Source organism: Rhodococcus sp. I2R, from assembly GCF_020889545.1.
Lineage (GTDB): Bacteria > Actinomycetota > Actinomycetes > Mycobacteriales > Mycobacteriaceae > Rhodococcoides.
Window position 1 is genome coordinate 1 of record NZ_JAHUTG010000038.1, and the last position, 24,295, is coordinate 24,295.

The following is a 24,295-nucleotide window of genomic DNA, read 5'->3' on the forward strand; positions in this document are numbered from 1 at the left end:
GTTACGGCGGCCATAGCGGAGGGGAAACGCCCGGTCCCATTCCGAACCCGGAAGCTAAGCCCTCCAGCGCCGATGGTACTGCACTCGACAGGGTGTGGGAGAGTAGGACACCGCCGAACACAACGTCACAAAAAGGGGACCCACCAAGGTGGGTCCCCTTTTTGCGTTTCTACAGACGGCGTGCGTTTCGATGCCACTGCCTGTACGACGGACTCTTTCTGATTTCATTGGAACACCACGCACGACCGAAAGGAACCCCTGTGTCGGAAGACAGCAACGACCGCCGACCCTTCCGCGGCGACGGATCAGGTCGACCGGACGGTCCACGAGGGCGCACTGGCGGTCGGCCGGACGGTGCCGGACGCTCCGGAAACCCACGTCGCCCCGAGGGGGGATCCGGTGGACGTGACGATCGCCGATCGGACGGCCCCCCACGTCGGCGCGGTGGTGAAGGTGGATTCTCGGGTGATCGCCGGGCCGAAGGTGGATCCGCCGAACGGCGTCCACCACGTCCCGATGAGCCTGATCTGCCCGACGAAATCGAAGCCGGCCAACTCGACCAAGCTGTTCGACGCGACCTGCTCAGCCTCGACAAGAACAACGCCACGGCAGTCGCCCGCCACATGGTGATGGCAGGAAAACTCGTCGACGACGATCCAGAGCTCGCGCTGCAGCACGCGCGCGCCGCACGTCAACGTGCAGGCCGCATCGCCGTTGTTCGCGAGACTGCGGGATTGACCGCATACCACGCAGGCGAATGGGCCGAAGCGCTCTCCGAGCTGCGCGCTGCGCGTCGGATGGCCGGTGGACCAGGCCACCTCGCGGTGATGGCCGACTGCGAACGTGGACTCGGCCGCCCAGAACGCGCCATCGAACTCGGACGCAGCGACGAAGCACGCCAGCTCACCGGAGACGAAGCGTCAGAACTTCGCATCGTTGTTGCTGGGGCGCGGATGGACCTCATGCAGTTCGACCAGGCCGTCGTCACGCTGCAAACTCCGGATCTGGATGCGTCGCGATCCGGAACTCCGGCTGCGCGTCTGTTCTACGTCTACGCTGACGCCCTTGTCGCGGCCGGGCGGGTGGACGAGGGCATCAAGTGGTTCCTCAACGCCGCCGCCGCGGACATCGAGGGTGAGACCGACGCCGAGGAGCGTGTCGAGGAGCTGTCCGGGAACGACCAGTGAGCGCAGCGAACGAGCCGATCGCCTCGCCTGCAGCGACCCTGCGCGAGTTGTTCGATGTGCTGCTACTCGACCTCGACGGCACCGTGTATCAAGGCAAGAACCCCATCGAGGGGGCTGTGGACGCGCTGCGGCTCGGCAGCGAGAAGCAGTACTTCGTCACCAACAACGCGAGCCGTTCACCGTCGGATGTCGCCGAGCATCTCGTCGATCTCGGATTCGACACCTCGGAGAAATTCGTGGTCACGAGTGCCCAGGTCGCCGCGCGGATGTTGGCCGAGCGTATTCCGGCTGGGTCCGCCGTCGTCGTCGTGGGAACCGATGCGCTTGCGCAGGAGGTTGCACTCGTCGGGTTGAAACCGGTGCGTAGCGCCGACGAGGGCGCCGTTGCCGTCGTTCAGGGGCACAGTGCCGAGACAGGGTGGTCGATACTCGCAGAGGCCACTCTCGCGATACGCGGCGGAGCGCTCTGGGTCGCCGCGAATACCGACGCGACACTGCCCACCGAGCGCGGTCTGGCCCCGGGCAACGGCGCAATGGTGTCGGCAGTGCGGGCAGCGACCGGCCAGGAACCGCTGGTTGCAGGCAAGCCGGCTGCGCCGATCATGGACGATGCCATCCGCTCGAGCGGAGCGAGGCGGCCCCTCGTGGTCGGTGACCGCCTCGATACCGACATCGCCGGCGCCAATGCGACGGCGATCGCATCCTTGCTCGTACTCACCGGTGTCAGCAGCGCTGTGGATGTACTTCGCGCGGACCACAGTGAACGCCCACATCACATCGGATTCGACCTCGACATCCTCAACCAGAGCGCCGATACGTCCGCAATCGGGCCGAAACCTGGGTGGTCTGCCGAGATCGAGGGCGACGTTCTCGTCATCGTTCACGACGGCACTGCGCCAATCGACACGCTCGGCGGTCTACTGACGGCAACGGCCTCGGCCTGGGAGAACACAGGTTCGTGGAACAGCATCCGCGTGCTCGGCGCCCGGACGGAAGAGCTGCGTCGTCTCCTCGAACTCTGACGATCGAACGCGGGCGGGCGTCCATCGGACCGATCCGATAGCGTTGGCGGCAATGAGCGCGCCGATTCCACTTCCAGGACAACATCGCCCGCACGGTCCGGAGACCGTTGCGGTGGATCCGGACGTGGTCCAGGCCGAGGTCGACCGTCTCCTCGACCGGCTGCCGACAGACGGTGACGCGCCGATGGACCTGACGGTCCAAGCGCAGATTCTCGAACGAGCCCACGACGTCCTCGTCGAGGCACTGTCCTCCGTGGACAAGAGCTGATATGGCGCGACGCGCACGCGTCGACGCCGAACTCGTACGTCGGGGTCTGGCGCGCTCACGTGAGCACGCCGTCGAGCTGATCGATGCGCGTCGAGTCAAGATCGCCGGCACGTTGGCCACCAAAGCGGCCACTGCCGTCGAAGCGGGTACACCGCTGGTGGTTCTCGTCGAGGACAACGAGGTGCACTGGGCCTCGCGTGGCGCTCACAAGCTCCTCGGCGCCCTCGAGGTGTTCGAGCGAGGCGGACTGTCGGTCGCCGGCAAACGCTGCCTCGACGCGGGCGCGTCGACAGGCGGTTTCACCGACGTTCTGCTCAGCAAGGGTGCCCGCGAGGTGGTCGCCGTCGACGTCGGTTACGGCCAGCTGGTGTGGCGCCTGCAATCGGACGACCGAGTTCACGTCATCGACCGCACCAACGTGCGTTCGATCGACGCGGAGACGATCGGTGGAGCGGTGGATATGATCGTCGCCGACCTGTCGTTCATCTCGCTCGAGCTGGTCCTTCCGGCGTTCGTGGCATGTTCTGGACCCGGGGCGGACATGGCGTTGATGGTCAAACCACAGTTCGAGGTGGGCAAGGACCGCGTGGGCTCGGGCGGGGTGGTCAGGGATCCGGAGTTGCGGATGTCCGCGGTGGTGAAGGTCGCGTCGGCGGCCGCCGGACTCGGTCTGGCGTTGCAGGATGTGACGGCAAGTCCGCTGCCAGGGCCCTCGGGCAACGTGGAGTACTTCCTGTGGCTACGATCGCTGCCCGGTGGCCCCGACGCCGGCACCAACGATGGCCCCAAGGACGAGGTCGAACGCGATATTCCAACTGCTGTACGCCGCGCAGTCGAGGAAGGACCACAGTGATGCCGGAGTCGGAATCCGCGCGCGAAGTTCTGCTCGTTGCCCATCCGGGACGGCGTGATATCGCCGACACCGCACGAAGAGTAGGAAAGGTCTTCGAGGAGGCCGGAATTTCGCTTCGTGTCCTCGTGGACGAGGTCGACACCTCCCGCATCGAGGCGCAGGGCGTCACCCAGGGCGTCGGATCCGACCTACAACTCAACGTCGTCGAATTCGGACCGGAAGCGGCCCTGGGGTGCGAACTGGTTCTCGTCCTCGGCGGCGACGGGACGTTCCTGCGCGCCGCTGAAGTTGCGCAAGCTGCCGACATACCGGTCCTGGGAATCAATCTCGGCCGCATCGGATTTCTGGCCGAGGCCGAGGCGGATCATCTCGAGGATGCGTTGGCGCGTGTGGTCCGTCGCGACTACCGCATCGAGCATCGCATGACTCTCGATGTGAGCGTCCGGGTCGGAGACAGGGTGATCGAGCACGGCTGGGCGCTGAACGAGGCGAGTATCGAAAACGGTTCGCGGCTGGGTGTGCTCGAGGTCGTACTGGAAGTCGACGACCGTCCGGTGTCGGCTTTCGGGTGCGACGGTGTGCTGATCTCGACGCCGACGGGTTCCACGGCCTACGCATTCTCTGCAGGTGGTCCCGTGGTGTGGCCGGAGCTCGAGGCGATCCTGGTGATTCCGAGCAACGCGCACGCTCTTTTCGCGCGACCGCTGGTGACCAGTCCGGAATCGGTGATCGCCGTCGAAACCGATGCCGGGGGCCACGACGCCCTGGTGTTCTGTGATGGCAGAAGAACGATGAAGCTACCCGCGGGCGGACGTGTCGAGGTCATCCGAGGCGCCACACCGATCAAGTGGGTTCGGCTGGACTCGGCACCGTTTGCCGATCGTATGGTGACCAAGTTTGCATTGCCCACCTCTGGGTGGCGGGGGAGAGCGAGGTAAGCATGCTCGAAGAAATTCGAATCGACAGCCTCGGTGTCATCTCGGCGGCGAGTGCGCAGTTCCACGAAGGTCTGACGGTACTGACGGGCGAGACCGGTGCCGGCAAGACCATGGTCGTCACCAGCCTGCATCTGCTCTCGGGCGCGCGGGCGGACGCCGGGCGGGTGCGGTTGGGTGCCGATCGGGCGGTGGTCGAAGGACGATTCAGTACCGAGACTGCGTCGGCGCAGGTGGTAGACGAGGTCGAGAGAGTCCTCGAATCTGCTGGTGCGCAACGTGACGAGGACGAGTCCATCATCGCGCTGCGTACCGTGGGCGCAGACGGACGCTCGCGCGCCCACTTGGGTGGCCGAAGTGTTCCCGCAGCTGTGTTGTCGGGGTTCACCGATTCGCTGCTCACCGTGCATGGCCAGAACGACCAGCTCCGGCTGCTGCGATCGGATCGCCAACTCGAAGCACTCGACCGCTTCGCCGGGGAGTCCGTCGCCGGTCCGCTGAAGAAGTATCGCGCCGCCCGGTCCCAATGGCTGGCTGCGAGAACCGAACTGATCGATCGCACCGAACGCAGTCGAGAACTCGCACAGGAAGCCGATCGACTGCAATTCGGGCTCCAGGAAATCGATGCTGTCGCCCCGCAGCCGCAGGAAGATGTGACCATCTCCGCCGACGTGCGTCGACTGGGTGACCTCGATTCGCTGCGGGAGTCGGCAGTTGGCGCCGGGGCCGCACTCGTCGGTGCATCCGACGATCTCGGCGAGAGCGTCTCGGCGCTGCATCTGCTCGGCGCCGCACGCACTCGGCTCGAAAGTGTCGACGACGCGGTTCTGACGGACCTGCTTCCTCGGCTGAACGAGGCCATGGCTGTGGTGACCGATGTCGGAGCCGACATCACCTCCTACCTTTCCGACCTGCCCTCGGACCCGAGTGCCCTGGAGACGCTTCTGACCAGGCAGGCCGAGCTCAAAGGCCTTACCCGCAAGTACGCCGCAGACGTCGACGGCGTGATCGCGTGGGCGGAGGACGCACGTGAGCGGCTGTCGAGGATCGACGTCTCGGCCGACGCGCTGGCCGAGTTGTCCACACGAGTGAAGGAGACATCGGAGCAGGTCGCCGCCGCTGCGAGCAAGCTCTCGGCCGCACGGAGCAAGACCGCGGTCAAGCTCGCGAAAGCGGTCAGCGGCGAGCTCGCCGGTTTGGCGATGGGCAAGGCCAAGATCGAGCTAGATCTCCGAACCATCCCCGCGGGACCGCAGGATTCCGCGCCCTTGACCGTCGACGGAGTCGACCTCCACGCAGGCAGCAGCGGCGTCGACGAGGTGGAGTTCAAGCTGTCCGCGCATGACGGCGCGCAGGCGCTCCCGATCAGCAAGAGTGCCTCCGGCGGTGAGCTGTCCCGGGTAATGCTGGCACTGGAAGTGGTGCTCGCTGGTTCGGACAAGGGCGCGACGATGGTGTTCGACGAGGTCGACGCCGGAGTGGGTGGTCGCGCGGCTGTCGAGGTCGGCCGTCGTCTGGCGCGATTGGCCCGCACGCACCAGGTCATCGTCGTCACCCACCTTCCTCAGGTGGCGGCATTCGCCGACACGCATCTCGTCGTCGACAAGTCCGATGCCAAGAGGGGCGCCGCGAACAGCGGTGTGAAGACGTTGTCTGCAACCGAACGTGTCGTAGAGCTCGCCCGTATGTTGGCCGGTCTGGACGATACGGAGACAGGCCGAGCCCACGCCGAGGAGCTACTGGCGACAGCACGGGCAGACCGCGAACGCTGACCCCGGCACTTGTTGCAGATGTGAACAGTGTGGTAGTTGTTTCGGCGCGCCTCCAACGTCGGGTGTGTCGCCGGAGTCATCATGAAGAACATGAAGATGCCGGCACTGTTATCACGTAGTCAGGATTCGTTGCCCGGGATCAGCGGTATCGCCCGGGTCGATCGCAACACAGCCAAGCTGCTCAAGCGTGTCGGTCCGGGAGATGTCGTCGTTCTCGACGAACTCGACCTGGATCGCCTGACGGCAGACGCGCTCGTCGAGGCGGGGGTGCTGGCCGTCGTCAACGCCTCCCCGTCGATATCGGGCAGATACCCGAACCTCGGCCCCGAGGCCATCGTCGCCAACGGCATCATGTTGATCGACTCCGCGGGCTCCGAGGTCTTCAAGAAGATCAAGGACGGATCCAAGATCCGCCTCAACGAGGGCGGTATCTACACCGGGGATCGGCGACTCGCCAAGGGCGAGGAGCAGAGCGAAGCCGAGATCTCGGACAAGATGATCGAGGCCAAGACCGGTCTGGTGGATCACCTCGAGGCGTTCTCGGGCAACACCATCGAGTTCATCCGCAGCGAGAGCCCGTTGCTCATCGACGGCGTCGGCGTACCGGATGTGGACATCGTGCTGCAGGACCGCCACGTCGTCGTGGTCGCGGACGGCCCCGGTCATGCCGAGGACCTGAAGAACCTCAAGCCGTTCATCAAGGAGTACGCACCGATCATCATCGGTGTCGGCGCAGGCGCGGACACCGCGATGAAGGCGGGCTACCGTCCCGACCTCATCGTCGGTGATCCCGAGGACATCACGGCCCAGACGCTCAAATGCGGCGCGGAGGTAGTTCTTCCGGCCGACTCCGACGGGCACGCCAACGGACTGGAACGAATCCAGGACCTCGGTATCGGCGCCATGACGTTCCCGGCGACGGGTGCGCCCGCAGATCTGGCGTTGCTCCTCGCCGATCATCACGGTGCCTCGCTCATCGTCACTGTCGGCTCTCCTGCGAGTCTCGACGAGTTCTTCGATCGGGGACGCCGGAACACCAACCCCGCAGCCTTCATGACCCGGTTGAAGGTCGGCGCCAAGCTTGTCGACGCCAAGGCCGTGGCAACGCTGTATCGCAGTCGTGTGTCGGGCGGAGCCATCGCGCTGCTCGTTCTCGCGGCGCTGGTTGCGATCATCGTCGCTCTCGTCGTGTCCAACATGGGCGGCGAAGTTCTCGACTGGGCTGTCCAACTGTGGAATTCGTTCGCTACGTGGGTTCAGGGGCTGCTCGAGTGATTTCCATGCGTCAACACGCCATCTCGATCGCGGCGATCTTCATTGCACTTGCCATCGGAGTGGTGCTCGGGTCGGGACTGCTCTCGAGCGGACTGGTCTCGGGATTGCGCGATGACAAGTCCGATCTCGAGAACGAGATCGGTGCGTTGCAGGAAACGAACAACCGGCTCGGCGAGCAACTCAATGCCGCCGACAGCTTCGACGACGCGGTGTCCGGCCGCGTAGTACGTGACGCGCTGGCCGATCGCAGCGTCGTGGTGATCACCACCCCCGACGCCGATCCCGGTGATGTCGACGGCATCGAGAACGCGATCGGAGCGTCCGGCGCCGCCGTGACGGGACGCGTCTCGCTCACCGACTCGTTCGTTTCCGCTGCCAGCGGCGACGATCTGCGAACCAGACTGACCAACGTGGTACCCGCCGGCATTCAGTTGCGTACGGGAGCGGTCGATCAGGGCAGCATGGCGGGCGACTTGCTCGGCTCGGTGCTCCTGCTCAACCCGGAAACGGCTCAGCCGCAGTCCTCGCCGGAAGAGTTGGCGCTGGCGCTGGAAACGTTGCGCAGCGGCGGGTTCATCGCCTACGACAACGGTGCAGTCGCCCCCGCTCAGCTCGCGGTGCTCGTCACCGGTGGCAGCAGCAGTGAGGACGGCAATCGCGGAGCAATCGTTGCGAGGTTCGCCGGTGGCCTCGACGGCAGAGGTGCCGGCACGGTCCTGGCCGGTCGAACCGCGGCTGCCGAGGGCAACGGCCCCATCGCGGTCGTGCGCGCCGACGCTGCATTGTCGGCCGGGGTGAGCACGGTGGACAACGTCGATCGTGTGGCGGGCCGCGTCACCACCGCGTTGGCTCTCCAGGAACAGCTGGACGGCGCTGCCGGTCGGTACGGAACGGGACCGAACGCCACAGCCGTCACCGTCGGAGCCCCGGCTCTGTAATTTCCGCGCTCACGCGTGCCGTTCGCGATGGATCCGCTCAAAGGTGTTACCGTGAAGTCCCGTGGGTAGCAGGCCCATTTTTCACGCATTACCTCTCTTGCCAGCTCTCTGGCAGGAGCAAGCCCTGCAGAGTGGTCACGGGAGCATCATTGTCACGCCTTCAGTCGCGATCTGACACAAAGCACATCTTCGTCAGTGGGGGCGTCGCGTCCTCGCTAGGCAAGGGCCTGACGGCGTCGAGCCTCGGCCAGCTGCTGACAGCACGTGGTCTACGCGTCACCATGCAAAAGCTCGATCCCTATCTCAACGTCGATCCCGGAACGATGAACCCGTTCCAGCACGGTGAGGTGTTCGTCACCGAGGATGGGGCCGAAACCGACCTCGACGTCGGCCACTACGAACGTTTCCTCGATCGTGATCTCTCCGGTTTCGCCAACGTCACCACCGGACAGGTGTACTCGACGGTCATCGCCAAGGAACGTCGCGGGGAGTACCTCGGCGACACCGTTCAGGTCATCCCGCACATCACCGACGAGATCAAGCGGCGCATCCTGGCGATGAACGGCCCGGATCTACAGGGGCATCTACCCGACGTCGTCATCACCGAGATCGGCGGAACCGTCGGCGACATCGAGTCGCAGCCGTTCCTCGAGGCCGCCCGCCAGGTCCGCCACGATGTGGGCCGGGAGAACGTCTTCTTCTTGCACGTCTCCCTCGTTCCGTTCCTCGCTCCGTCCGGTGAGCTCAAGACCAAGCCGACGCAGCATTCCGTGGCCGCGCTTCGAAGCATCGGTATTCAGCCCGATGCGCTCATCCTGCGCTGCGACCGTGAGGTCACCCCCGGGCTGAAGAACAAGATCGCGCTGATGTGCGACGTCGACGTCGACGGATGCATCTCCACCCCGGACGCGCCGTCGATCTACGACATCCCCAAGGTCCTCCACAAGGAGGGACTCGACGCCTACGTCGTTCGCAAGCTCGGATTGCCGTTCCGTGACGTCGACTGGACGGTGTGGGGCGGTCTCCTCGAGCGCGTCCACGAGCCCCGCGAGACGGTGCGGGTCGGACTCGTCGGCAAGTACGTCGATCTGCCCGACGCCTACCTGTCGGTCACCGAGGCGTTGCGCGCGGGTGGTTTCGCGCACCGCGCCAAGGTGGAGATCAAGTGGGTGCCCTCCGACGAGTGCGCAACACCTGCTGGTGCCCAGGCAGCGCTCGGTGACGTCGACGCCGTGCTTGTTCCCGGCGGGTTCGGTATCCGCGGTATCGAAGGCAAGCTCGGTGCCATCGAATACGCCCGTGTCCGCAAAGTTCCGCTGCTGGGTCTGTGTTTGGGTCTGCAGTGCATGGTCATCGAAGCTGCGCGGTCGGTCGGACTCACCGACGCCAACTCGGCCGAGTTCGAACCGGAGACCGAGCACGCCGTCATCTCGACGATGGCGGACCAGGAAGATGCCGTCGCCGGTGAAGCCGACCTCGGTGGCACGATGCGACTCGGGGCGTATCCAGCGACGCTGCTCAAGGGATCGGTAGTTGCCGGTGCCTACGGCACCACAGAGGTCTCCGAGCGCCATCGTCACCGCTACGAGGTCAACAACACCTACCGCGATCGGATCTCCAAGAGCGGACTGGTCTTCAGCGGAACCTCGCCGGATGGTCATCTCGTCGAGTTCGTCGAATTGCCTGCCTCCACGCACCCGTTCTTCGTCGGCACGCAGGCTCATCCTGAGCTCAAGAGCCGTCCGACCCGTCCGCACCCGCTGTTTGCGGCGTTGGTCAATGCAGCGCTGAAATACAAGGCGGCCGAACGGCTTCCCGTCGACATTCATGGTGACGGCGGCAGCGACGAGCAGGCCGGCACGGACTCGGAGTTCCCGGTGTCGGGAGCCACCGCCGAGAGCATCGGATGACCGAATCGCCCGAGGGGACGCGTTTCGAATTCGCCACCGTCGGAACGAGGACCGTCTACGAGGGCGCAATCCTGGCGCTGCGACTCGACCAGGTCGAGATGCCCGGGGGACGCGTCGCCGAGCGTGAAGTGGTCGAGCACCACGGTGCGGTCGGTGTCGCTGCCGTAGACGATCAAGGCCGGATCGCGATGATCGAGCAGTACCGTCACCCCATGGGCCGTCGCCTGTGGGAGTTGCCTGCGGGATTGTTGGACGAGATCGGCGAGCCTCCGGTGGAGGCAGCCAAGCGTGAGCTGGCCGAGGAAACCGGTCTCGCCGCGGAGCGGTGGTCGGTGCTCGTCGATGTCGCAGCGTCACCGGGATTCACCGACGAGATCGTTCGGATCTTTCTCGCCGAGGGATTGAGCGAGGTCGATCGTCCCGAGGCCGAGCACGAGGAAGCCGATATCGTGCTCGAGTTCGTCCCGCTCACCGAGGCGGTCGAGCGCACATTGTCCGGCGATATCGTCAACGCCTCGGCCGTCTCCGGGATACTCGCTCTTGCCGCACATCGGGCCGGTTCGACGGCCCTTCGCCCCGCCGACGCTCCGTGGCCGGATCTCCCGACTACCTTCGAGCGTCGGAAGAATCCGCGCGGGTAGTCGCCCGTGCTGGCAGACCAGATATCGACCTACCTCGACCACCTCGAGGTCGAGCGCGGTGCTGCCAAGAACACACTGTCCTCGTACCGCCGGGACCTTCGGCGGTACGAGGCCTTTCTGTCCGGGCACCGGATCGACGATCTGGACCGGGTGAGCGAAGGCGATGTGTCGGCGTTCGTCGTCGACCTGCGCCGGGGGAGCGAGGAGTTCCCGCCGCTCGCCGCGAGCTCGGCCGCTCGAACACTCATCGCCGTGCGCGGACTGCACAAGTTCGCGGCGGCCGAGGGGATGACTCGGCTCGACGTGGCCAGCGCCGTCAAGCCGCCCACGCCGAGCCGTCGGCTGCCCAAGTCCCTTCCGCTCGACGACGTGATCGCCATACTCGACTCGGCCGGCGTCGAAGGCGAGGATGCACCGCGCGGGCTGCGGGACAAGGCCCTGCTCGAGCTGCTGTACTCGACCGGCGCGCGGATCTCCGAGGCGGTGGGACTCGACGTCGACGACATCGATACCGACAATCGGTCGGTCGTGCTGCACGGTAAGGGAGACAAGCAGCGCCTCGTGCCCGTCGGCCGCCCCGCGATCGAAGCGATCGACGCCTATCTCGTCCGAGGCCGGCCCGCGCTGGCGAAGAAGGCGACGCCGGCACTGTTCCTCAACGCGCGCAGCGGTCGGCTCTCGCGTCAGAGCGCATGGCAGGTTCTGCATTCCGCCGCAGAAAAAGCGGGGATCGCGACGCCGGTGTCGCCGCACACGCTGCGCCACTCCTTCGCCACCCACTTGCTCGACGGCGGCGCCGATGTGCGAGTGGTGCAGGAACTCCTGGGCCACGCATCGGTGACCACGACGCAGATCTACACGCTCGTGACCGTCAACACGCTGCGAGAAGTGTGGGCTGGGGCGCACCCGCGCGCCCGCTGATGGTTTTGCGCGTGTCCGGCGAAGGTGCCGCACGTGTACGCGGTAGCGTTAACCGTTGGCAGTACACACGCCAACAGACGAATGGACAGGGGGCGCTGAGGAAGTGTCGACACCGCAGCCGCCAGCGGCGGAGTCAGGCCCAGGGCAGATGGCGCCGCGCGTTGCCGATACGTCGTACCGGTCCTACGAGGCAGTTCCCGACGGCCTGTCGACCGAGCATTCCCACAGCGACGGTGCCCTGTTCCACACGCGCCAACCCGAAACCAGCCGTGAGACACGAGACGTCGTTCCGGCGGCCAACGAGCTGGGTCCGACCGGGCGCAAGACCCGCGAGGTACCCCAGCCGACGCCACTCTCCAGCCATGGCCCTGCCAAGGTCATCGCGATGTGCAATCAGAAGGGCGGCGTCGGTAAGACCACGTCGACCATCAATCTCGGTGCCTCGCTCGCCGCTTACGGGCGCCGGGTCCTCCTCGTCGACCTCGACCCGCAGGGCGCACTGTCCGCGGGCCTGGGCGTCGCGCACCACGAGCTGGACCTGACTGTCTACAACCTGCTGGTGGAGCCGAAGATCTCCGCGGACGACGTGCTCATGCGTACCCGCGTGGAGAATCTCGATCTGCTGCCCAGCAACATCGATCTCTCGGCCGCCGAGATTCAGCTCGTCACGGAGGTCGGCCGCGAGCAGACCCTCGGCCGGGTGCTGCACCCGGTGCTCGATCGGTACGACTACGTACTGATCGATTGCCAGCCTTCTCTCGGCCTGTTGACGGTCAATGCCCTGACCTGCGCCGACGAGGTGCTCATTCCGATGGAGTGCGAGTACTTCAGTTTGCGCGGACTCGCCTTGCTCAACGACACCGTCGAGAAGGTGCGCGACCGGCTCAATCCGCGACTCAAGCTTGCGGGAATCGTCGTCACGATGTTCGATGCGCGCACGCTGCATTCACGTGAGGTGATGACGCGGGTGGTCGAGGTGTTCGGCGATGTCGTCTACGACACGGTGATCACCAGGACCGTGCGTTTCCCGGAAACCAGTGTGGCGGGGGAGCCGATCACCACGTGGGCGCCCAAATCTTCTGGCGCACAGGCCTATCGGGCGTTGGCCCGAGAGGTGATCTACCGGTCCGGCCCGTAGTCGATGACGCAGTCCGTTGCCGAGAACGTCGCCGTCGAGGTCCCTGAAAACGAGGATCCGTCGCGGTTTCGCGTTCGCTTGCTCAACTTCGAAGGCCCGTTCGATCTGCTGTTGACGCTCATAAGTCAACATCGCCTCGATGTCACCGAGGTGGCGCTGCACACCGTCACCGACGATTTCATCGCGTTCACCAAGAGCCTCGGCCGCGAGATGGGGCTCGATCAGACAACCGAGTTCCTCGTCGTCGCAGCCACGTTGCTCGACCTCAAGGCCGCCAGGTTGCTGCCGTCCGGTGATGTCGAGGACGCCGAGGACCTGGCGTTGCTGGAGGTACGCGACCTACTGTTCGCGCGGCTGCTGCAGTACCGCGCGTACAAGCAGGTGGCGCAGTTGTTCGGAGAGCTCGAAGCTGCTGCACTGCGGCGTTATCCGCGGTCGGTCTCGGTGGAGGATCGCTACACCGACCTCATCCCCGAGGTGCTCCTCGGCGTCGACCCGGCTCGTTTTGCCGATATCGCGGCTGCCGCGTTCCGGCCCAAACCGATACCCACGGTGGGTCTGGACCACATTCATCAGCATTCGGTCTCGGTGCCCGAGCAGGCGCGGTGGGTGCTCGAACGACTCGAAGCCAAGGGCGAGAACATGTGGACGCCGTTCGGCGAGCTCACCGAGGGATGTGAGAGCACCGTCGAGATCGTGGCCAGATTCTTGGCGCTGCTGGAGTTGTTCCGTGAGCAGGTGCTCGCATTCGATCAACCGGAGCCGTTGGGGGAGCTGATGGTCAGCTGGACGGGGAAGGCGAAGTCCGACGAGATTGTCGTGGCGGCGGTGGACTATGGATGAACTGACGAACGAAGTCGCCGAGGACGAGCACGAGCTCGACGACGCCACGCTGGAGTCCGCGCTCGAGGCCGTGTTGCTCGTCGTCGATTCGCCCGCGTCGAACGAGCTGTTGGCGTCGGCGGTCGGCAGCGATGTCGCCCGGATCAAGCCGATGCTCGAGCGGATGGCCGCGAGTTTCACCGAGCGTGGCAGCGGAATCGACCTTCGCTACGCCGGCGACGGGTGGCGTTTCTACACCCGCACGGTCTACGCGCCGTACGTCGAGAGGCTCCTTCTCGATGGAGCTCGGTCGAAGCTCACACGTGCGGCACTGGAGACTCTCGCCGTTATCGCATATCGTCAACCGTTGACCCGCGCGCGAGTCAGCGCCGTGCGAGGAGTCAACGTAGACGGAGTGATGCGCACGTTGCTCGCTCGCGGTCTGATTTCGGAAGCTGGAGTCGACCCGGAATCGAATGCCACGATGTACTCCACCACCGAGCTGTTCCTGGAACGGCTCGGCCTGGCTTCACTGACGGATCTGCCTGAACTGGCGCCGTTGCTGCCGGGAGTGGACCTGATCGACGAGATCAGCGACAGCATGGATACCGACCCGAGAGTGACCCGCTCCACCAAGAACCGCGGATCGAAACCCGATCCGGTAGCCGAGCTCGACTCGGACGACTGATAGGTAAAGAAGTGAACAAGCCCGCTCGCCGTGATGGCACACCGGACAGAAACAAACGACAGGATCCGCGCAGGAAGCCGACCACAGGTAGGTCGGAGGAGCCGCGCGAGGGACGCCGCACAGGGGACTCGCCCCGCGCCGGAGGAAAGCCCACCGGGCCCCGGCCTCCCCGTTCCGCAGCCCCACGCAAGGGCGCTGAGCAGCGCAAACCTTTCGAGGACCAGTCTGCGGACAGTGGTGTGAACGACCGCAGCAACGACGCCGTGCCGCGCAAGAAGCCGTCTCGGCCCAAGCCGCCGAAGCCGCAGAAGAAGCAGGCACCGTCGACCATCATCAACAACGCCAAGCCGGCGAAGCATCAGTACATCGAGTCCGACACCAAGCGTCGCCACGTGCCGCGCGGTGAAGGTGTTCGGCTACAGAAGGTGCTCGCGCAGGCCGGTGTCGCCTCGCGTCGCGCAGCCGAGGAGCTCATCGCGGACGGCCGCGTCGAGGTCGACGGACGCATCGTCACCGAGCAGGGCAACCGCATCGATCCCGATGTGGCCATCGTCCGCGTCGACGGCACCCGCATCGTCGTCAAGGAAGAGCTCGTCCACCTCGCGATGAACAAGCCACGCGGGTGGCAGTGCACGATGTCCGACGATCTGGGCCGCCCCTGCGTCGGCGATATCGTCTCCGAGCGCGTGCAGGCAGGGCAGCGTCTCTTCCACGTCGGACGGCTAGATGCCGACACCGAGGGGCTGTTGCTGTTCACCAACGACGGTGATCTTGCTCACCGGCTGATGCACCCGTCGTTCGAGGTGTCCAAGACCTACCTCGCGACATTGTTCGGCACCATCCCGCGTGAGGTCGGCAAACAACTGCGCTCGGGTGTCGTGCTCGACGACGGACCCGTCAAGGTCGACGGTTACTCGCTGCTCGATGTCAGCGAGGGCAAGTCCCTCGTACGCATCACCCTCCACGAAGGCCGCAAGCACATCGTGCGGCGTCTGTTCGAGAAGGTCGGCTACCCCGTCGGTCGCCTCGTGCGCACCGACGTCGGCAACATCGCGCTCGGCGATCAGCGACCCGGAACTCTTCGCGTTCTGGGTCGCGGCGAGATCGGCAAGCTCTACGAGTCGGTCGGTCTGTGATGGCGGGTCTCGTCATCGCCATGGACGGGCCGTCGGGAACCGGTAAGTCAACGGTCTCCCGCAGGCTGGCCGCTGCACTCGATGCCCGCTACCTCGACACCGGTGCGATGTACCGTGTGGCGACGGTGTGGGTGCTGCGTGCCGGCGTCGATCCGACCGATGCAGGCAAGGTCGCCGACTTCGTGGCTACTCTGCCGCTGGACATCGGCACCGATCCCGCCGCCGAAACCGTCACGATGGGCGGTGAGGACGTCTCTTCCGAGATCCGCGGCGCAGCCGTCACCAAGGCCGTCTCCGCCGTGTCGGCAGTGCCGAGCGTGCGTGAGCTGCTGGTGCAGATGCAGCGCGATATCGCGGCGTCCGCGCCGCGAATCGTCGTGGAGGGCCGCGATATCGGCACAGTCGTGCTGAAGAACGCCGACGTCAAGGTATTCCTGACGGCAACGCCGGAGGCACGCGCAGACCGTCGCAACAAACAGAACGTCGAAGAGGGACGCGGCGATGATTACGACGCCGTGCTCGCCGATGTTCAACGCCGCGATCATGCGGACTCCACTCGCGCCGTATCTCCGTTGCGGCCTGCCGAGGACTCCGTCATCGTGGACACCAGCGACCTGGGCATGGACGGCGTCATCGCCGCGTTGCTGCAGGTTGTGCAAGACAGAACTGGAGTGAAGCAGTGACCGAGGAATTGTATTCGGCCGAAGCCGCGAACGACGGAACGTGGAACGACGAGGGGGAGTGGGAACTCGTCGATCTCACCGAGGACGAGAACGGTGAAGCCGCCGTAGCGGTTCCGACGCTCGCTGTGGTGGGTCGTCCCAACGTCGGCAAGTCCACACTCGTCAACCGCATCATCGGCCGCCGCGAGGCAGTGGTCGAGGATGTGCCCGGTGTGACGCGTGACCGTGTGTCGTACGAGGCCAACTGGTCCGGACGACGTTTCATGGTGCAGGACACCGGCGGTTGGGAACCCGACGCCAAGGGGCTGCAGCAGTCCGTGGCTCGCCAGGCCGAGTTGGCGATGAACACAGCCGACGCGATCCTGCTCGTGGTCGATGCTCGGGTGGGTTCGACCACCACGGATGAGGCTGTCGCGCGGGTGCTTCGGCGATCGAAGACACCAGTGCTGTTGGTGGCCAACAAGGTCGACGACTCCCGTACCGAATCCGAGGTCGCTTCACTGTGGTCTTTGGGTCTCGGTCAGCCGCATTCGGTGTCCGCGACCCACGGCCGCGGTACCGGTGACTTACTCGACAACGTGCTCGAAGCACTTCCGGAGACGCCCCGTGAGGGCATTCCCGGCGGCGGTCCGCGGCGAGTTGCGTTGGTGGGCAAGCCCAATGTGGGCAAGTCCTCGTTGATCAACAAGCTGTCCGGTGACGAGCGTTCCGTGGTGCACGATGTCGCGGGCACCACCGTCGACCCGGTCGACTCGCTCGTCGAGTTGGGCGGCAAGACATGGCGATTCGTCGATACCGCGGGGCTGCGTAAGCGAGTCAGTCATGCTAGTGGCGCCGAGTTCTACGCGTCGCTGCGCACGAAGTCCGCCATCGAGGCCGCCGAGGTCGCGATCCTGCTGATCGACTCCTCCGAGGTGATCTCGGAGCAGGATCTGCGGGTACTGAGCATGGTGGCCGACGCTGGCCGTGCGCTGGTGCTGGCCTTCAACAAGTGGGACCTCGTCGACGAGGACCGCCGGATGCAGCTCGAGAAAGAGATCGACCGCGACCTCGCTCGGGTTCCGTGGGCGCAGCGCGTCAACATCTCCGCCCACACCGGTAGGGCCGTCCAGAAGCTCGTTCCTGCGCTCGAGACGGCACTCGAGTCCTGGGACAAGCGCATCCCGACGGGCAGGCTCAACACCTGGCTCAAGGAAGTTGTCGCGGCGACGCCGCCTCCGATGCGTGGCGGACGACTACCGCGGATCATGTTCGCGACACAGGCGACGACGCGTCCACCGACGTTCGTGCTCTTCACCACGGGGTTCCTCGAGGCCGGCTACCGCCGGTTCATCGAGCGGCGTCTGCGCGAGGAGTTCAACTTCGACGGCAGCCCCGTGCGAATCTCGGTCCGTATCCGCGAGAAGCGCGAACGGCCCGGCAAGGGACACCGCTGACCAGTGCTCCGATCCGCCCCTGAGCAGGCGATTTCCTCTCAGGGGTGGGGCTGGGGTAATCTCATCGAGCGCCTTACGGGGCGCGGCGGGCTGTGGCGCAGCTTGGTAGCGCACTTGACTGGGGGTCAAGTGGTCGCAGGTTCAAATCCTGTCAGCCCGACACACAATTGCAGGTCACAGGCGGTTCCGGAGAAATCCGGGGCCGCTTTTTTCGTCCTTGTGCAGTGCCGGTACTCGTTTTTCGATTGACTTTCAGTTGTCTTTCGGCCTCCCCGGATGTTCCCTCCATCACAGCCGTAGCAACTGCTACCGACCGACAAACGGGTCACTGAGCGCCAAGGTGGCCTACCGGTCCATTGCGAATGTGAGAACGAAGCTAGCGAGCCGAGCGGACGTCGTCGATCGCAGATGTAGCCACGACACGTACCACCGGCTCGAGTGTTGTCCTAACTTGTGCCGCAACTAGTTCCTTCGCTGGCCATCGGCATGACAATGACCGCCGACTTCGCCACATGGATCCCTGATGGTCCGGGTGTTCAGAGTGTTCTCCACGGCCGGTATCGTTGGCTAGTCTGTGTGATGACGGCAGAGAAGGAGCCACACTTGTCCGTTGCAAGGACAGCTACCTCTCCATCTGCGGTTCAGGTCGTAGATCTCTTTTGTGGCGTCGGTGGTCTCACAAGGGGGCTTGAGGATTCTGGCATCAATGTGGTCGCAGGTCTTGATTCTGATGCAGACTGCGAATACGCCTACTCGGTAAACAATGATGCCAGGTTCGTGCACGCCAACTTGCTCGAGACTTCGTCGGACGAGATCGAGTCCATGTGGAGTGCCGGAGCGGTACGGGTCTTGGTCGGTTGCGCCCCATGTCAGCCGTACTCCAAATACTCGCGCGGTACCTCGAAGGAAGATCCGTCAGCGCCTGTCCTGCGATTCGCCAAGTATGTTGACGATCTGCGTCCCGCAGTCGTCAGTATGGAGAACGTGCCAGCAGTGAGTCGACATCCAGCGTTCAACGGCTTCTTAGAAACTCTGGCTTCTGCTGGCTACCACATCTCTTGGGAGACACTCCCCGCAAGTGGGTTCGGTGTCCCCCAAACGCGGAAACGTTTGGTGTTGATGGCATCGAGACTAGCCCCGATTGCACTCCCCGCATCCAATGTTGCGAAGGCAAAGACTGTTCGTCAAGCGATTGGACGACTGGTACCGATCAGCGCGGGGGAGGCCAATAAAGTCGACCCCACGCATCGGGCAAGCGCTCTCTCGGCGGTCAATCTTGAGCGAATCCGCAACTCCAGGCCTGGGGGGACGTGGCGAGATTGGCCGGACGACCTTCGTGCTGCTTGCCACAAGGGGGAATCTGGCGCAACATTCCCGGCCGTGTACGGGCGGATGGAATGGGATGTTCCTGCGCCGACCGTGACAACTCAATTTTTCGGCTACGGCAACGGAAGGTTTGGCCATCCCGTTCAGGACAGGGCGATTTCGTTGAGAGAAGGAGCCTTGTTGCAGACATTTCCACAGGACTACAAGTTTGAGAAAGCCGAGACTTTGCGGTCGTTCGCCCTTGTCGGTCGACATATCGGAAATGCAGTCCCAGTGGCCCTCGCGAAACAGATCGGAAATGCCATCAACTCACATTTAGAGAAATACATCTAGGTTGAATTAATGAATGAAGCAGAGTCCCGCGAGAAGCAAATCGTCGAAAACGAAACGGTAGTAGACTACGACACGCGTGAGTATCCATTGGAGGTTTTGGTCCACAAGTTCAACTCAGGACTCGAAACCGGAGAGGGCGAGATTTATATCCCTGACTACCAGCGAGAGTTTGTCTGGAACGAAGAGCGCCAGTCGAAGTTAATCGAGAGTCTTCTCATCGGGCTTCCAATTCCACCGATATTTGTTGCAGATGTACAGGAAAACGATGGCCGTTTGGAAATTGTTGATGGTTCTCAGCGTGTCCGTACAATTGTGCGATTTTCTTCCAGTGACTTAATTCTCACGAATCTGCAAAAGCTAACTGAGATGAATGGCAAGACAATCAAGGATTTGCTGCCGTCGCGCCGTCGTCGATTTGATCGAACTACAATTCGGATGATTGAGTTGACGCGAAAAGCGGATGAAAATGTACGACGAGATATCTTTGAGCGGATCAATAATGGTTCTGACATTCTAAAAGATATGGAAAGGCGACGTGGATCGTCTGACGGTCCAGTTCTGTCGCTCGTTGGCGAGTTGGCTATCGATGATCGGTTTGAGAAGCTTGCGCCGATCTCGGATGCGGGCAGGAAACGAAGGGAAGCGGATGAGTTGGTGCTTCGATTCTTCGCTTACCTCGACGGTTATCAGCACATGCCGCGCAAGATTTCGGACCTTGTTGACAGCTATCTGGCTGCAAGCACTAAGGATTGGTCAGAGGAAAGGGCCAATGTTATGCGCGAAACATGGGATTCAATGCTAGCCTTTGTTGGCGCCTACTTTCCCGCCGGATTTAGAGAGCAGTTGCACCATAAATCAACAAGGCGAAACAGGTTTGATTCGATCGCAGTAGGCGTCGCCCTGGCGCTCTCGGTGGATTCGACACTGATTCCGCCGTCGACCGAATGGGTCGATGGCGACCCCTATAAGACGTTGGTAACCTCAGGGGCAAGCAATACGCAGGCAAACGTTAGCGCGCGTATTGAATTTGTACGCGATAAGTTGCTTGGAATTATTTGATGAATAGCTTTTTGGAGTACGAATCGCGCTGCAAGGAGATTGCTCAGCTCTTGAGTTGGTTGGAAGAGCAGACAAAACCACAGGGAGATTCTACTACTTCGCGGGGGTTTGGATTGTCCTCTGAAATCGACCCTACTCTCAAAGCTTCAGTACTTCTGATGCTATACAACCTGGTCGAAGGTACAGCGTCGGCAGCAGTCGCAGCGATAAAGGACGAAATCGAAGGGTCAGTCGAACCGTTGGCGGCGTTTAGCAACGAGTTAGTGCTCTTAGCGCTTGGAAATATTTCCCGGGCTGATAGCTCTGAAAAGTGGCATGCCGAATCTGTTGCGAGTCCAGGGGGTGGTGATATTGTCCGTATGGCTCTCAGTCAACGGCGAAATTACTTCTCCGGAAACTTGAATCTCCAAGCGCTAGTTCAAATTTTTGCACGATTTGGCATCCTTCTGAATTCAGAAGATATTGATTCCAGTGTGGACTACGCGTTTCGAACGGTCCATTCAAAACGCAACCTGTTGGCACATGGAGAGGTTTCGTTCTCGAACATCGGTCGGGACCTAACCGTGCGCGAACTGTCAACATTTTTTGAAAGTATCAGGACAGCGCTGGACCTACTTGTCGCTAAAGTTGGGGTTTACATTGATCGCCGATTGTTTGTCGCCAATTCTTCATGATTCTTTGAAATTTGAACGAAGCCTCGCGCTGGCAGAATTTGCGAGATCGAGATACAGGCGTTTCACTTTTTCGTAAATCGGACTTCGAGTCGTGATTCTGCTGGTTGAGGGCATCGTGGAGCTATGCAGGCTCCACAACGAAAGGGCGCATCCGCACCACCGGGCCCCTGTTTCCCGCGCACTGAGGAGGAACGTGCGCCTCCGTCAAGTCGGTGGGCCTACGACTTTGAACCTAAGGCTGGGCCGTTCGTGGCCGCAGTCGCCTACGCTCGTCCGATCTGCGGCCTGGTTGCTAGACGTCGACGATTTAGGTGTCTAATTGATCGTTGGCGATGCTCTCCCATTGCACAACACCAGCTGGACTTGCCGCGGGTCACGTCGATACCCAGTGCCATCACTCACTACCGCAGCGGCCAGTCTGTGAACCAGGACGATTCGCTGGGGGACCATTCGCCGCACGAGCAAAAAGGGTTGACACCCAGTCAGGGGACTGCTTGAACACCGCATCTTCAAAGACTGCGACGTCGCCAAAACGTGTTGCCGCAAAGGACACATCTCTTTCAAATCTAGCATTCCGGAAAGATGCAACCGTTCGAAATACTGCATGCGAAAAGCTTGCAGATTGCATAAATTTGGAAAATTCGAAAACGCCAACGTGAAATCTAACGTCATCAAAAATGGCGCCTCCCCAAAACTGACACCCCTTGAAACTTGACGCTGCCTTAAATGTCGAGCCACTGAAGTCCACTGTTCGACGAAAATCGGAGAGGTCACTGCATTCATACGAGTGCTCCAGGCTGCGAGGCAGTGGCCCGCAGGTTTGCACTTGGAATCAATCCCCGACTCCGTAACCGAATGCATGCCGACAACTGACGGGCCGCACAGCTTTCTCGACTACCGTTCGAGCTGCGATACGCGGTTGAACGCCGAGCACTCAGCGGAAGTTGTCGCACATTTTCTCGCATTGCTGTGAAAGTCTCCCCACGATTGGGATGGCCATCCCGACTGTCCGTGGCCATGAAAAAGTACCCACTGGTGGCCAGGTCGAGGTCCCCACTGGTGGCCAACTAAAAGTCCCCACCCCGTGTTCGTCGTGTCGATCAAGCGCTCGCAGCCGTTACAGGATTTGCTCGTGCAACTAGTCCTTGGTGCGCATCCGGTCGCACCGTTTCTCGACAAGATTGCAGCTGGGCCGTTTTCCCCTGGATAAGACTGGAGATCCACGGTATCTTAGGAAAGATGACCGATATACCACTCGATTTTCATCACGTTATTCAAAGTACGTGGGGACCCAAATTGAATCAGCAACGTCATAATATACTAGAGCTCATAAAGTCTGGTCTATCCAACATGCCTGTTAATCAGTCGAGGGAGCTAGGTGTTGTTCGAGCTCCCTCATTCTCAAACTCAAAACTTGACCTGACGCTCTCGTGGGACGTACGCGATCCAAGCGGTTTTGGGACGTTCGACGGGCCCGAGGCAATCTATCTGATTAATGTCGAACTGATGTTATCAACGAAGGCAGGAGTTGTCGGCCCACCGAATAGATACGACCACCTTTCAAACGAGGAAGAAGAATCCTGGATTCATGCGGCTCTTGGTCCAGAGATATTTGATTATTCTTACCGAGTAATTACTGGTCCAATGTTGGTACGTAATCGACCCACTAAATTTGCAGTCTTTGTCACCGCAGCCAGTATGCCTATCCTTGCCCCGGAGGACTTCGCCTGGCATATAGCAGGTAGTGGTGGCCCTGCAAACAGGCAAAAACTTAGACCACGCCTACGCAATCGAAACCTGGAAGACCATTTGCGACTAATAGGTGACCTAACGCCCGTTGGGTCATAAACGGCTGCAACGTTTTCGTGCGCGGCCGCAAGGACTGAGGCCTTTACGCAGTCCTCTTCATGGAACTGCCAGTCGTTAGCTTCTTTGTCGACTGCTCCATCTCTCCCGATCTGGTAGCATGTAACAATTCCGACTGTTCGCTCATCGCTGACGTAGTCAGCACCCAATAGAATGTTCGGATTACCAGCTTTTGGTGTTCCGGGGTTGTTTGGATCTGGCTTCATGCTAGCGCGACCGACCCAGTAAAAGTCATGTTCTTCGTCCTCCACGACTGCGAGCATTTTGAAAGGACCCTTTCGGTCTCCGCAGACGTGTACGCCGCTGAATGGATCGGTTACGCAGAAGCGTGTAAATATACTAGCCGTGGATCGGACCTGGGTCCCGTACTGCGCATCTTGATCCTGCATCTCCCCAGGTTTACGTTCTTTAGTGCCGACCTGGAGGATCCATTTGACCATATCCATATTGGTCACGGAGTGTTTGTTCTCCATCTTGTCAATTCCGAATCCTTTATCCGTGTCTGAATCCCAGTCGCCATGCCGAAATGGAACGTCACCAATTCCGGACGCATCAACTTGATCCTCGACCCGCCAAGATGTATACCCATCTGCAGGCGGCGCGGAGGCTGCAAGCGGTGTAAAAGCAATTGATACAACAAGGGTCAAGCAAAAAGCACTCACTAGGGCACTGAAAGGACGTCTCAAGTTTATTCGCCTCCAACCGCGATCATTGCATTGCCGTCATTTCCGAGGACAGCCATGCCATTTTGAAACTGTTGTTTTGTGAAGCCGGGTCCCGACGTCAGGTTTTTAGGCAATGCGATGGGGTATCCAAGCGCGCCAGTTTCGTATCCTGCTGTCTGCCATAGCGCAAGGATTCTTTGAGGTACCGGCCAGGCTCCAATTACTGGGTACCAGTATATTGACCCGTATCCTTCGAATGAAGCCAGATGTCCCACCCCATCAGGTGCAACCTGCTCATCTGAGAGGGGGTATCCCATCTGCCCGTCCTCGCGTCCGAACTCCGCCCAGCGGTCACGTATGGCTCCATAGAGCAGCCGTGCCCCGGTTGGTGGGGACTGATCTGCCGCGAGGATTTCGGACAATGGAGATGACTATTTCAGGCCGCGATCGCGGGCTGCTGGTAACTGTAGTGGACGTCGTTCGGGAATCGGTACCCGAGCGCTGAATGTCGACGACGCGGGTTGTAGAAGCCTTCGATGTACCTGATGATGTCCTCTCGCGCTTTGGCTTTGGTGGAATAGATCGTGCGATAGACACACTCGTTCTTTAGCGCCGCGAAGAAAATTTCGGCCATGCTGTTGTCCCAGCACACCCCGGTCCGTCCCATCGAGGACCGCATGCCCAGAGAGCTCACCAGAGCACGGTAGGCGCGTGAGGTGTAGACACTGCCGCGATCGGAGTGAAAGA

At 62.1% G+C, this 24,295-nt stretch carries 24 protein-coding genes, 1 tRNA gene and 1 rRNA gene; 23 read left to right on the forward strand and 3 right to left on the reverse strand.

The window, feature by feature from the left end; all coding sequences use genetic code 11:
* Positions 1–2 precede the first annotated feature (2 nt).
* The 22 genes from rrf (at position 3) to KVY23_RS23895 (ending at position 21,017) form a co-directional block, all read left to right on the forward strand.
* A 5S ribosomal RNA gene (gene rrf / locus KVY23_RS23790) occupies positions 3–119 on the forward strand.
* 141 nt (positions 120–260) lie between these two features.
* Positions 261–1,187, forward strand: coding sequence for a hypothetical protein (locus tag KVY23_RS23795; RefSeq protein WP_075837524.1), 927 nt, complete (start codon positions 261–263; stop codon positions 1,185–1,187).
* Positions 1,184–2,209, forward strand: coding sequence for an HAD-IIA family hydrolase (locus KVY23_RS23800; RefSeq protein ID WP_230558423.1), 1,026 nt, complete (start codon positions 1,184–1,186; stop codon positions 2,207–2,209). The genes KVY23_RS23795 and KVY23_RS23800 overlap by 4 nt, the downstream gene beginning before the upstream one ends.
* 52 nt (positions 2,210–2,261) lie before the next feature.
* Positions 2,262–2,477, forward strand: coding sequence for a hypothetical protein (locus KVY23_RS23805; RefSeq protein WP_075837526.1), 216 nt, complete (start codon positions 2,262–2,264; stop codon positions 2,475–2,477).
* Between the two features lies 1 nt (position 2,478).
* Positions 2,479–3,330, forward strand: a complete 852-nt coding sequence (locus KVY23_RS23810; protein ID WP_230558424.1) for a TlyA family RNA methyltransferase — start codon at positions 2,479–2,481, stop codon at positions 3,328–3,330.
* Positions 3,330–4,268, forward strand: a complete 939-nt coding sequence (locus KVY23_RS23815; RefSeq protein ID WP_230558425.1) for an NAD kinase — start codon at positions 3,330–3,332, stop codon at positions 4,266–4,268. Before KVY23_RS23810 ends, KVY23_RS23815 begins: the two co-directional genes overlap by 1 nt.
* A gap of 2 nt (positions 4,269–4,270) precedes the next feature.
* Positions 4,271–6,037 carry a DNA repair protein RecN gene (gene recN / locus KVY23_RS23820; protein ID WP_230558426.1) on the forward strand — a complete coding sequence of 589 codons (1,767 nt, stop codon included), beginning with the start codon at positions 4,271–4,273 and terminating at the stop codon, positions 6,035–6,037.
* Positions 6,038–6,127: 90 nt separating this feature from the next.
* A complete protein-coding gene (gene steA / locus KVY23_RS23825) occupies positions 6,128–7,312 on the forward strand; it encodes a putative cytokinetic ring protein SteA (protein WP_206511522.1) in 1,185 nt (394 codons plus the stop codon).
* Positions 7,309–8,250, forward strand: coding sequence for a copper transporter (locus KVY23_RS23830; RefSeq protein WP_206511423.1), 942 nt, complete (start codon positions 7,309–7,311; stop codon positions 8,248–8,250). Before steA ends, KVY23_RS23830 begins: the two co-directional genes overlap by 4 nt.
* 149 nt (positions 8,251–8,399) lie before the next feature.
* Positions 8,400–10,160, forward strand: a complete 1,761-nt coding sequence (locus KVY23_RS23835) for a CTP synthase (RefSeq protein ID WP_075837527.1) — start codon at positions 8,400–8,402, stop codon at positions 10,158–10,160.
* A complete protein-coding gene (locus KVY23_RS23840) occupies positions 10,157–10,801 on the forward strand; it encodes an NUDIX hydrolase (protein ID WP_230558427.1) in 645 nt (214 codons plus the stop codon). The genes KVY23_RS23835 and KVY23_RS23840 overlap by 4 nt, the downstream gene beginning before the upstream one ends.
* A 6-nt stretch (positions 10,802–10,807) precedes the next feature.
* Positions 10,808–11,722, forward strand: coding sequence for a site-specific tyrosine recombinase XerD (gene xerD / locus KVY23_RS23845; RefSeq protein ID WP_075837529.1), 915 nt, complete (start codon positions 10,808–10,810; stop codon positions 11,720–11,722).
* Positions 11,723–11,777: 55 nt separating this feature from the next.
* A complete protein-coding gene (locus KVY23_RS23850) occupies positions 11,778–12,860 on the forward strand; it encodes a ParA family protein (protein ID WP_230558428.1) in 1,083 nt (360 codons plus the stop codon).
* 3 nt (positions 12,861–12,863) lie between these two features.
* Complete coding sequence (locus KVY23_RS23855; RefSeq protein WP_230558429.1) at positions 12,864–13,703, forward strand: ScpA family protein; 840 nt, start codon at positions 12,864–12,866, stop codon at positions 13,701–13,703.
* Complete coding sequence (gene scpB, locus KVY23_RS23860) at positions 13,696–14,370, forward strand: SMC-Scp complex subunit ScpB (RefSeq protein WP_230558430.1); 675 nt, start codon at positions 13,696–13,698, stop codon at positions 14,368–14,370. Before KVY23_RS23855 ends, scpB begins: the two co-directional genes overlap by 8 nt.
* Positions 14,371–14,381: 11 nt before the next feature.
* Positions 14,382–15,506, forward strand: coding sequence for a pseudouridine synthase (locus tag KVY23_RS23865; RefSeq protein ID WP_075837534.1), 1,125 nt, complete (start codon positions 14,382–14,384; stop codon positions 15,504–15,506).
* The gene (gene cmk / locus KVY23_RS23870) at positions 15,506–16,189 is read left to right on the forward strand and encodes a (d)CMP kinase (protein ID WP_230558431.1); all 684 of its coding nucleotides are present in this window, start codon (positions 15,506–15,508) and stop codon (positions 16,187–16,189) included. The genes KVY23_RS23865 and cmk overlap by 1 nt, the downstream gene beginning before the upstream one ends.
* Positions 16,186–17,625 carry a ribosome biogenesis GTPase Der gene (der, locus tag KVY23_RS23875; RefSeq protein ID WP_230558432.1) on the forward strand — a complete coding sequence of 480 codons (1,440 nt, stop codon included), beginning with the start codon at positions 16,186–16,188 and terminating at the stop codon, positions 17,623–17,625. Before cmk ends, der begins: the two co-directional genes overlap by 4 nt.
* A gap of 86 nt (positions 17,626–17,711) precedes the next feature.
* Positions 17,712–17,785 (forward strand) — tRNA-Pro (locus tag KVY23_RS23880).
* Positions 17,786–18,204: 419 nt separating this feature from the next.
* A complete protein-coding gene (locus KVY23_RS23885) occupies positions 18,205–19,284 on the forward strand; it encodes a DNA cytosine methyltransferase (protein WP_230558433.1) in 1,080 nt (359 codons plus the stop codon).
* A 9-nt stretch (positions 19,285–19,293) separates the two neighbouring features.
* Positions 19,294–20,343: a DUF262 domain-containing protein gene (locus KVY23_RS23890; protein WP_230558434.1), complete on the forward strand. Its 1,050-nt coding sequence runs from the start codon at positions 19,294–19,296 to the stop codon at positions 20,341–20,343.
* Complete coding sequence (locus tag KVY23_RS23895) at positions 20,343–21,017, forward strand: MAE_28990/MAE_18760 family HEPN-like nuclease (RefSeq protein WP_230558435.1); 675 nt, start codon at positions 20,343–20,345, stop codon at positions 21,015–21,017. Before KVY23_RS23890 ends, KVY23_RS23895 begins: the two co-directional genes overlap by 1 nt.
* A gap of 394 nt (positions 21,018–21,411) precedes the next feature.
* Here the strand turns inward: KVY23_RS23895 and KVY23_RS25325 are convergent, their stop codons facing one another.
* Positions 21,412–21,843, reverse strand: coding sequence for a pentapeptide repeat-containing protein (locus tag KVY23_RS25325; protein ID WP_363324723.1), 432 nt, complete (start codon positions 21,841–21,843; stop codon positions 21,412–21,414).
* Between KVY23_RS25325 and KVY23_RS25330 the strand changes: the two genes are divergently transcribed.
* On the forward strand, positions 21,778–21,990 hold the full coding sequence (locus KVY23_RS25330; RefSeq protein WP_363324724.1) for a 3-deoxy-7-phosphoheptulonate synthase: 213 nt from the start codon (positions 21,778–21,780) through the stop codon (positions 21,988–21,990). The genes KVY23_RS25325 and KVY23_RS25330 overlap by 66 nt on opposite strands.
* A 1,581-nt stretch (positions 21,991–23,571) precedes the next feature.
* On the opposite strand, the gene KVY23_RS25335 is transcribed toward KVY23_RS25330, so the two are convergent.
* Both KVY23_RS25335 and KVY23_RS23900 read right to left on the reverse strand, forming a co-directional pair.
* Entirely contained in the window at positions 23,572–23,970 is a 399-nt protein-coding gene (locus tag KVY23_RS25335) for a hypothetical protein (RefSeq protein ID WP_363324722.1), read from the reverse strand.
* A 14-nt stretch (positions 23,971–23,984) separates the two neighbouring features.
* A partial coding sequence (locus tag KVY23_RS23900; RefSeq protein ID WP_230558436.1) for an integrase core domain-containing protein occupies positions 23,985–24,295 on the reverse strand: 311 nt, incomplete at its 5' end.

Coding starts and splice junctions, on each gene's coding strand:
- KVY23_RS23885 (WP_230558433.1), top strand. CDS start 18,205: ATGACGGCAGAGAAGGAGCCACACTTGTCCGTTGCAAGGACAGCTACC.
- scpB (WP_230558430.1), top strand. CDS start 13,696: ATGGATGAACTGACGAACGAAGTCGCCGAGGACGAGCACGAGCTCGAC.
- KVY23_RS23895 (WP_230558435.1), top strand. CDS start 20,343: ATGAATAGCTTTTTGGAGTACGAATCGCGCTGCAAGGAGATTGCTCAG.
- KVY23_RS23855 (WP_230558429.1), top strand. CDS start 12,864: ATGACGCAGTCCGTTGCCGAGAACGTCGCCGTCGAGGTCCCTGAAAAC.
- KVY23_RS23805 (WP_075837526.1), top strand. CDS start 2,262: ATGAGCGCGCCGATTCCACTTCCAGGACAACATCGCCCGCACGGTCCG.
- KVY23_RS23815 (WP_230558425.1), top strand. CDS start 3,330: ATGCCGGAGTCGGAATCCGCGCGCGAAGTTCTGCTCGTTGCCCATCCG.
- KVY23_RS23890 (WP_230558434.1), top strand. CDS start 19,294: ATGAATGAAGCAGAGTCCCGCGAGAAGCAAATCGTCGAAAACGAAACG.
- steA (WP_206511522.1), top strand. CDS start 6,128: ATGAAGATGCCGGCACTGTTATCACGTAGTCAGGATTCGTTGCCCGGG.
- recN (WP_230558426.1), top strand. CDS start 4,271: ATGCTCGAAGAAATTCGAATCGACAGCCTCGGTGTCATCTCGGCGGCG.
- KVY23_RS23840 (WP_230558427.1), top strand. CDS start 10,157: ATGACCGAATCGCCCGAGGGGACGCGTTTCGAATTCGCCACCGTCGGA.
- KVY23_RS23810 (WP_230558424.1), top strand. CDS start 2,479: ATGGCGCGACGCGCACGCGTCGACGCCGAACTCGTACGTCGGGGTCTG.
- cmk (WP_230558431.1), top strand. CDS start 15,506: ATGGCGGGTCTCGTCATCGCCATGGACGGGCCGTCGGGAACCGGTAAG.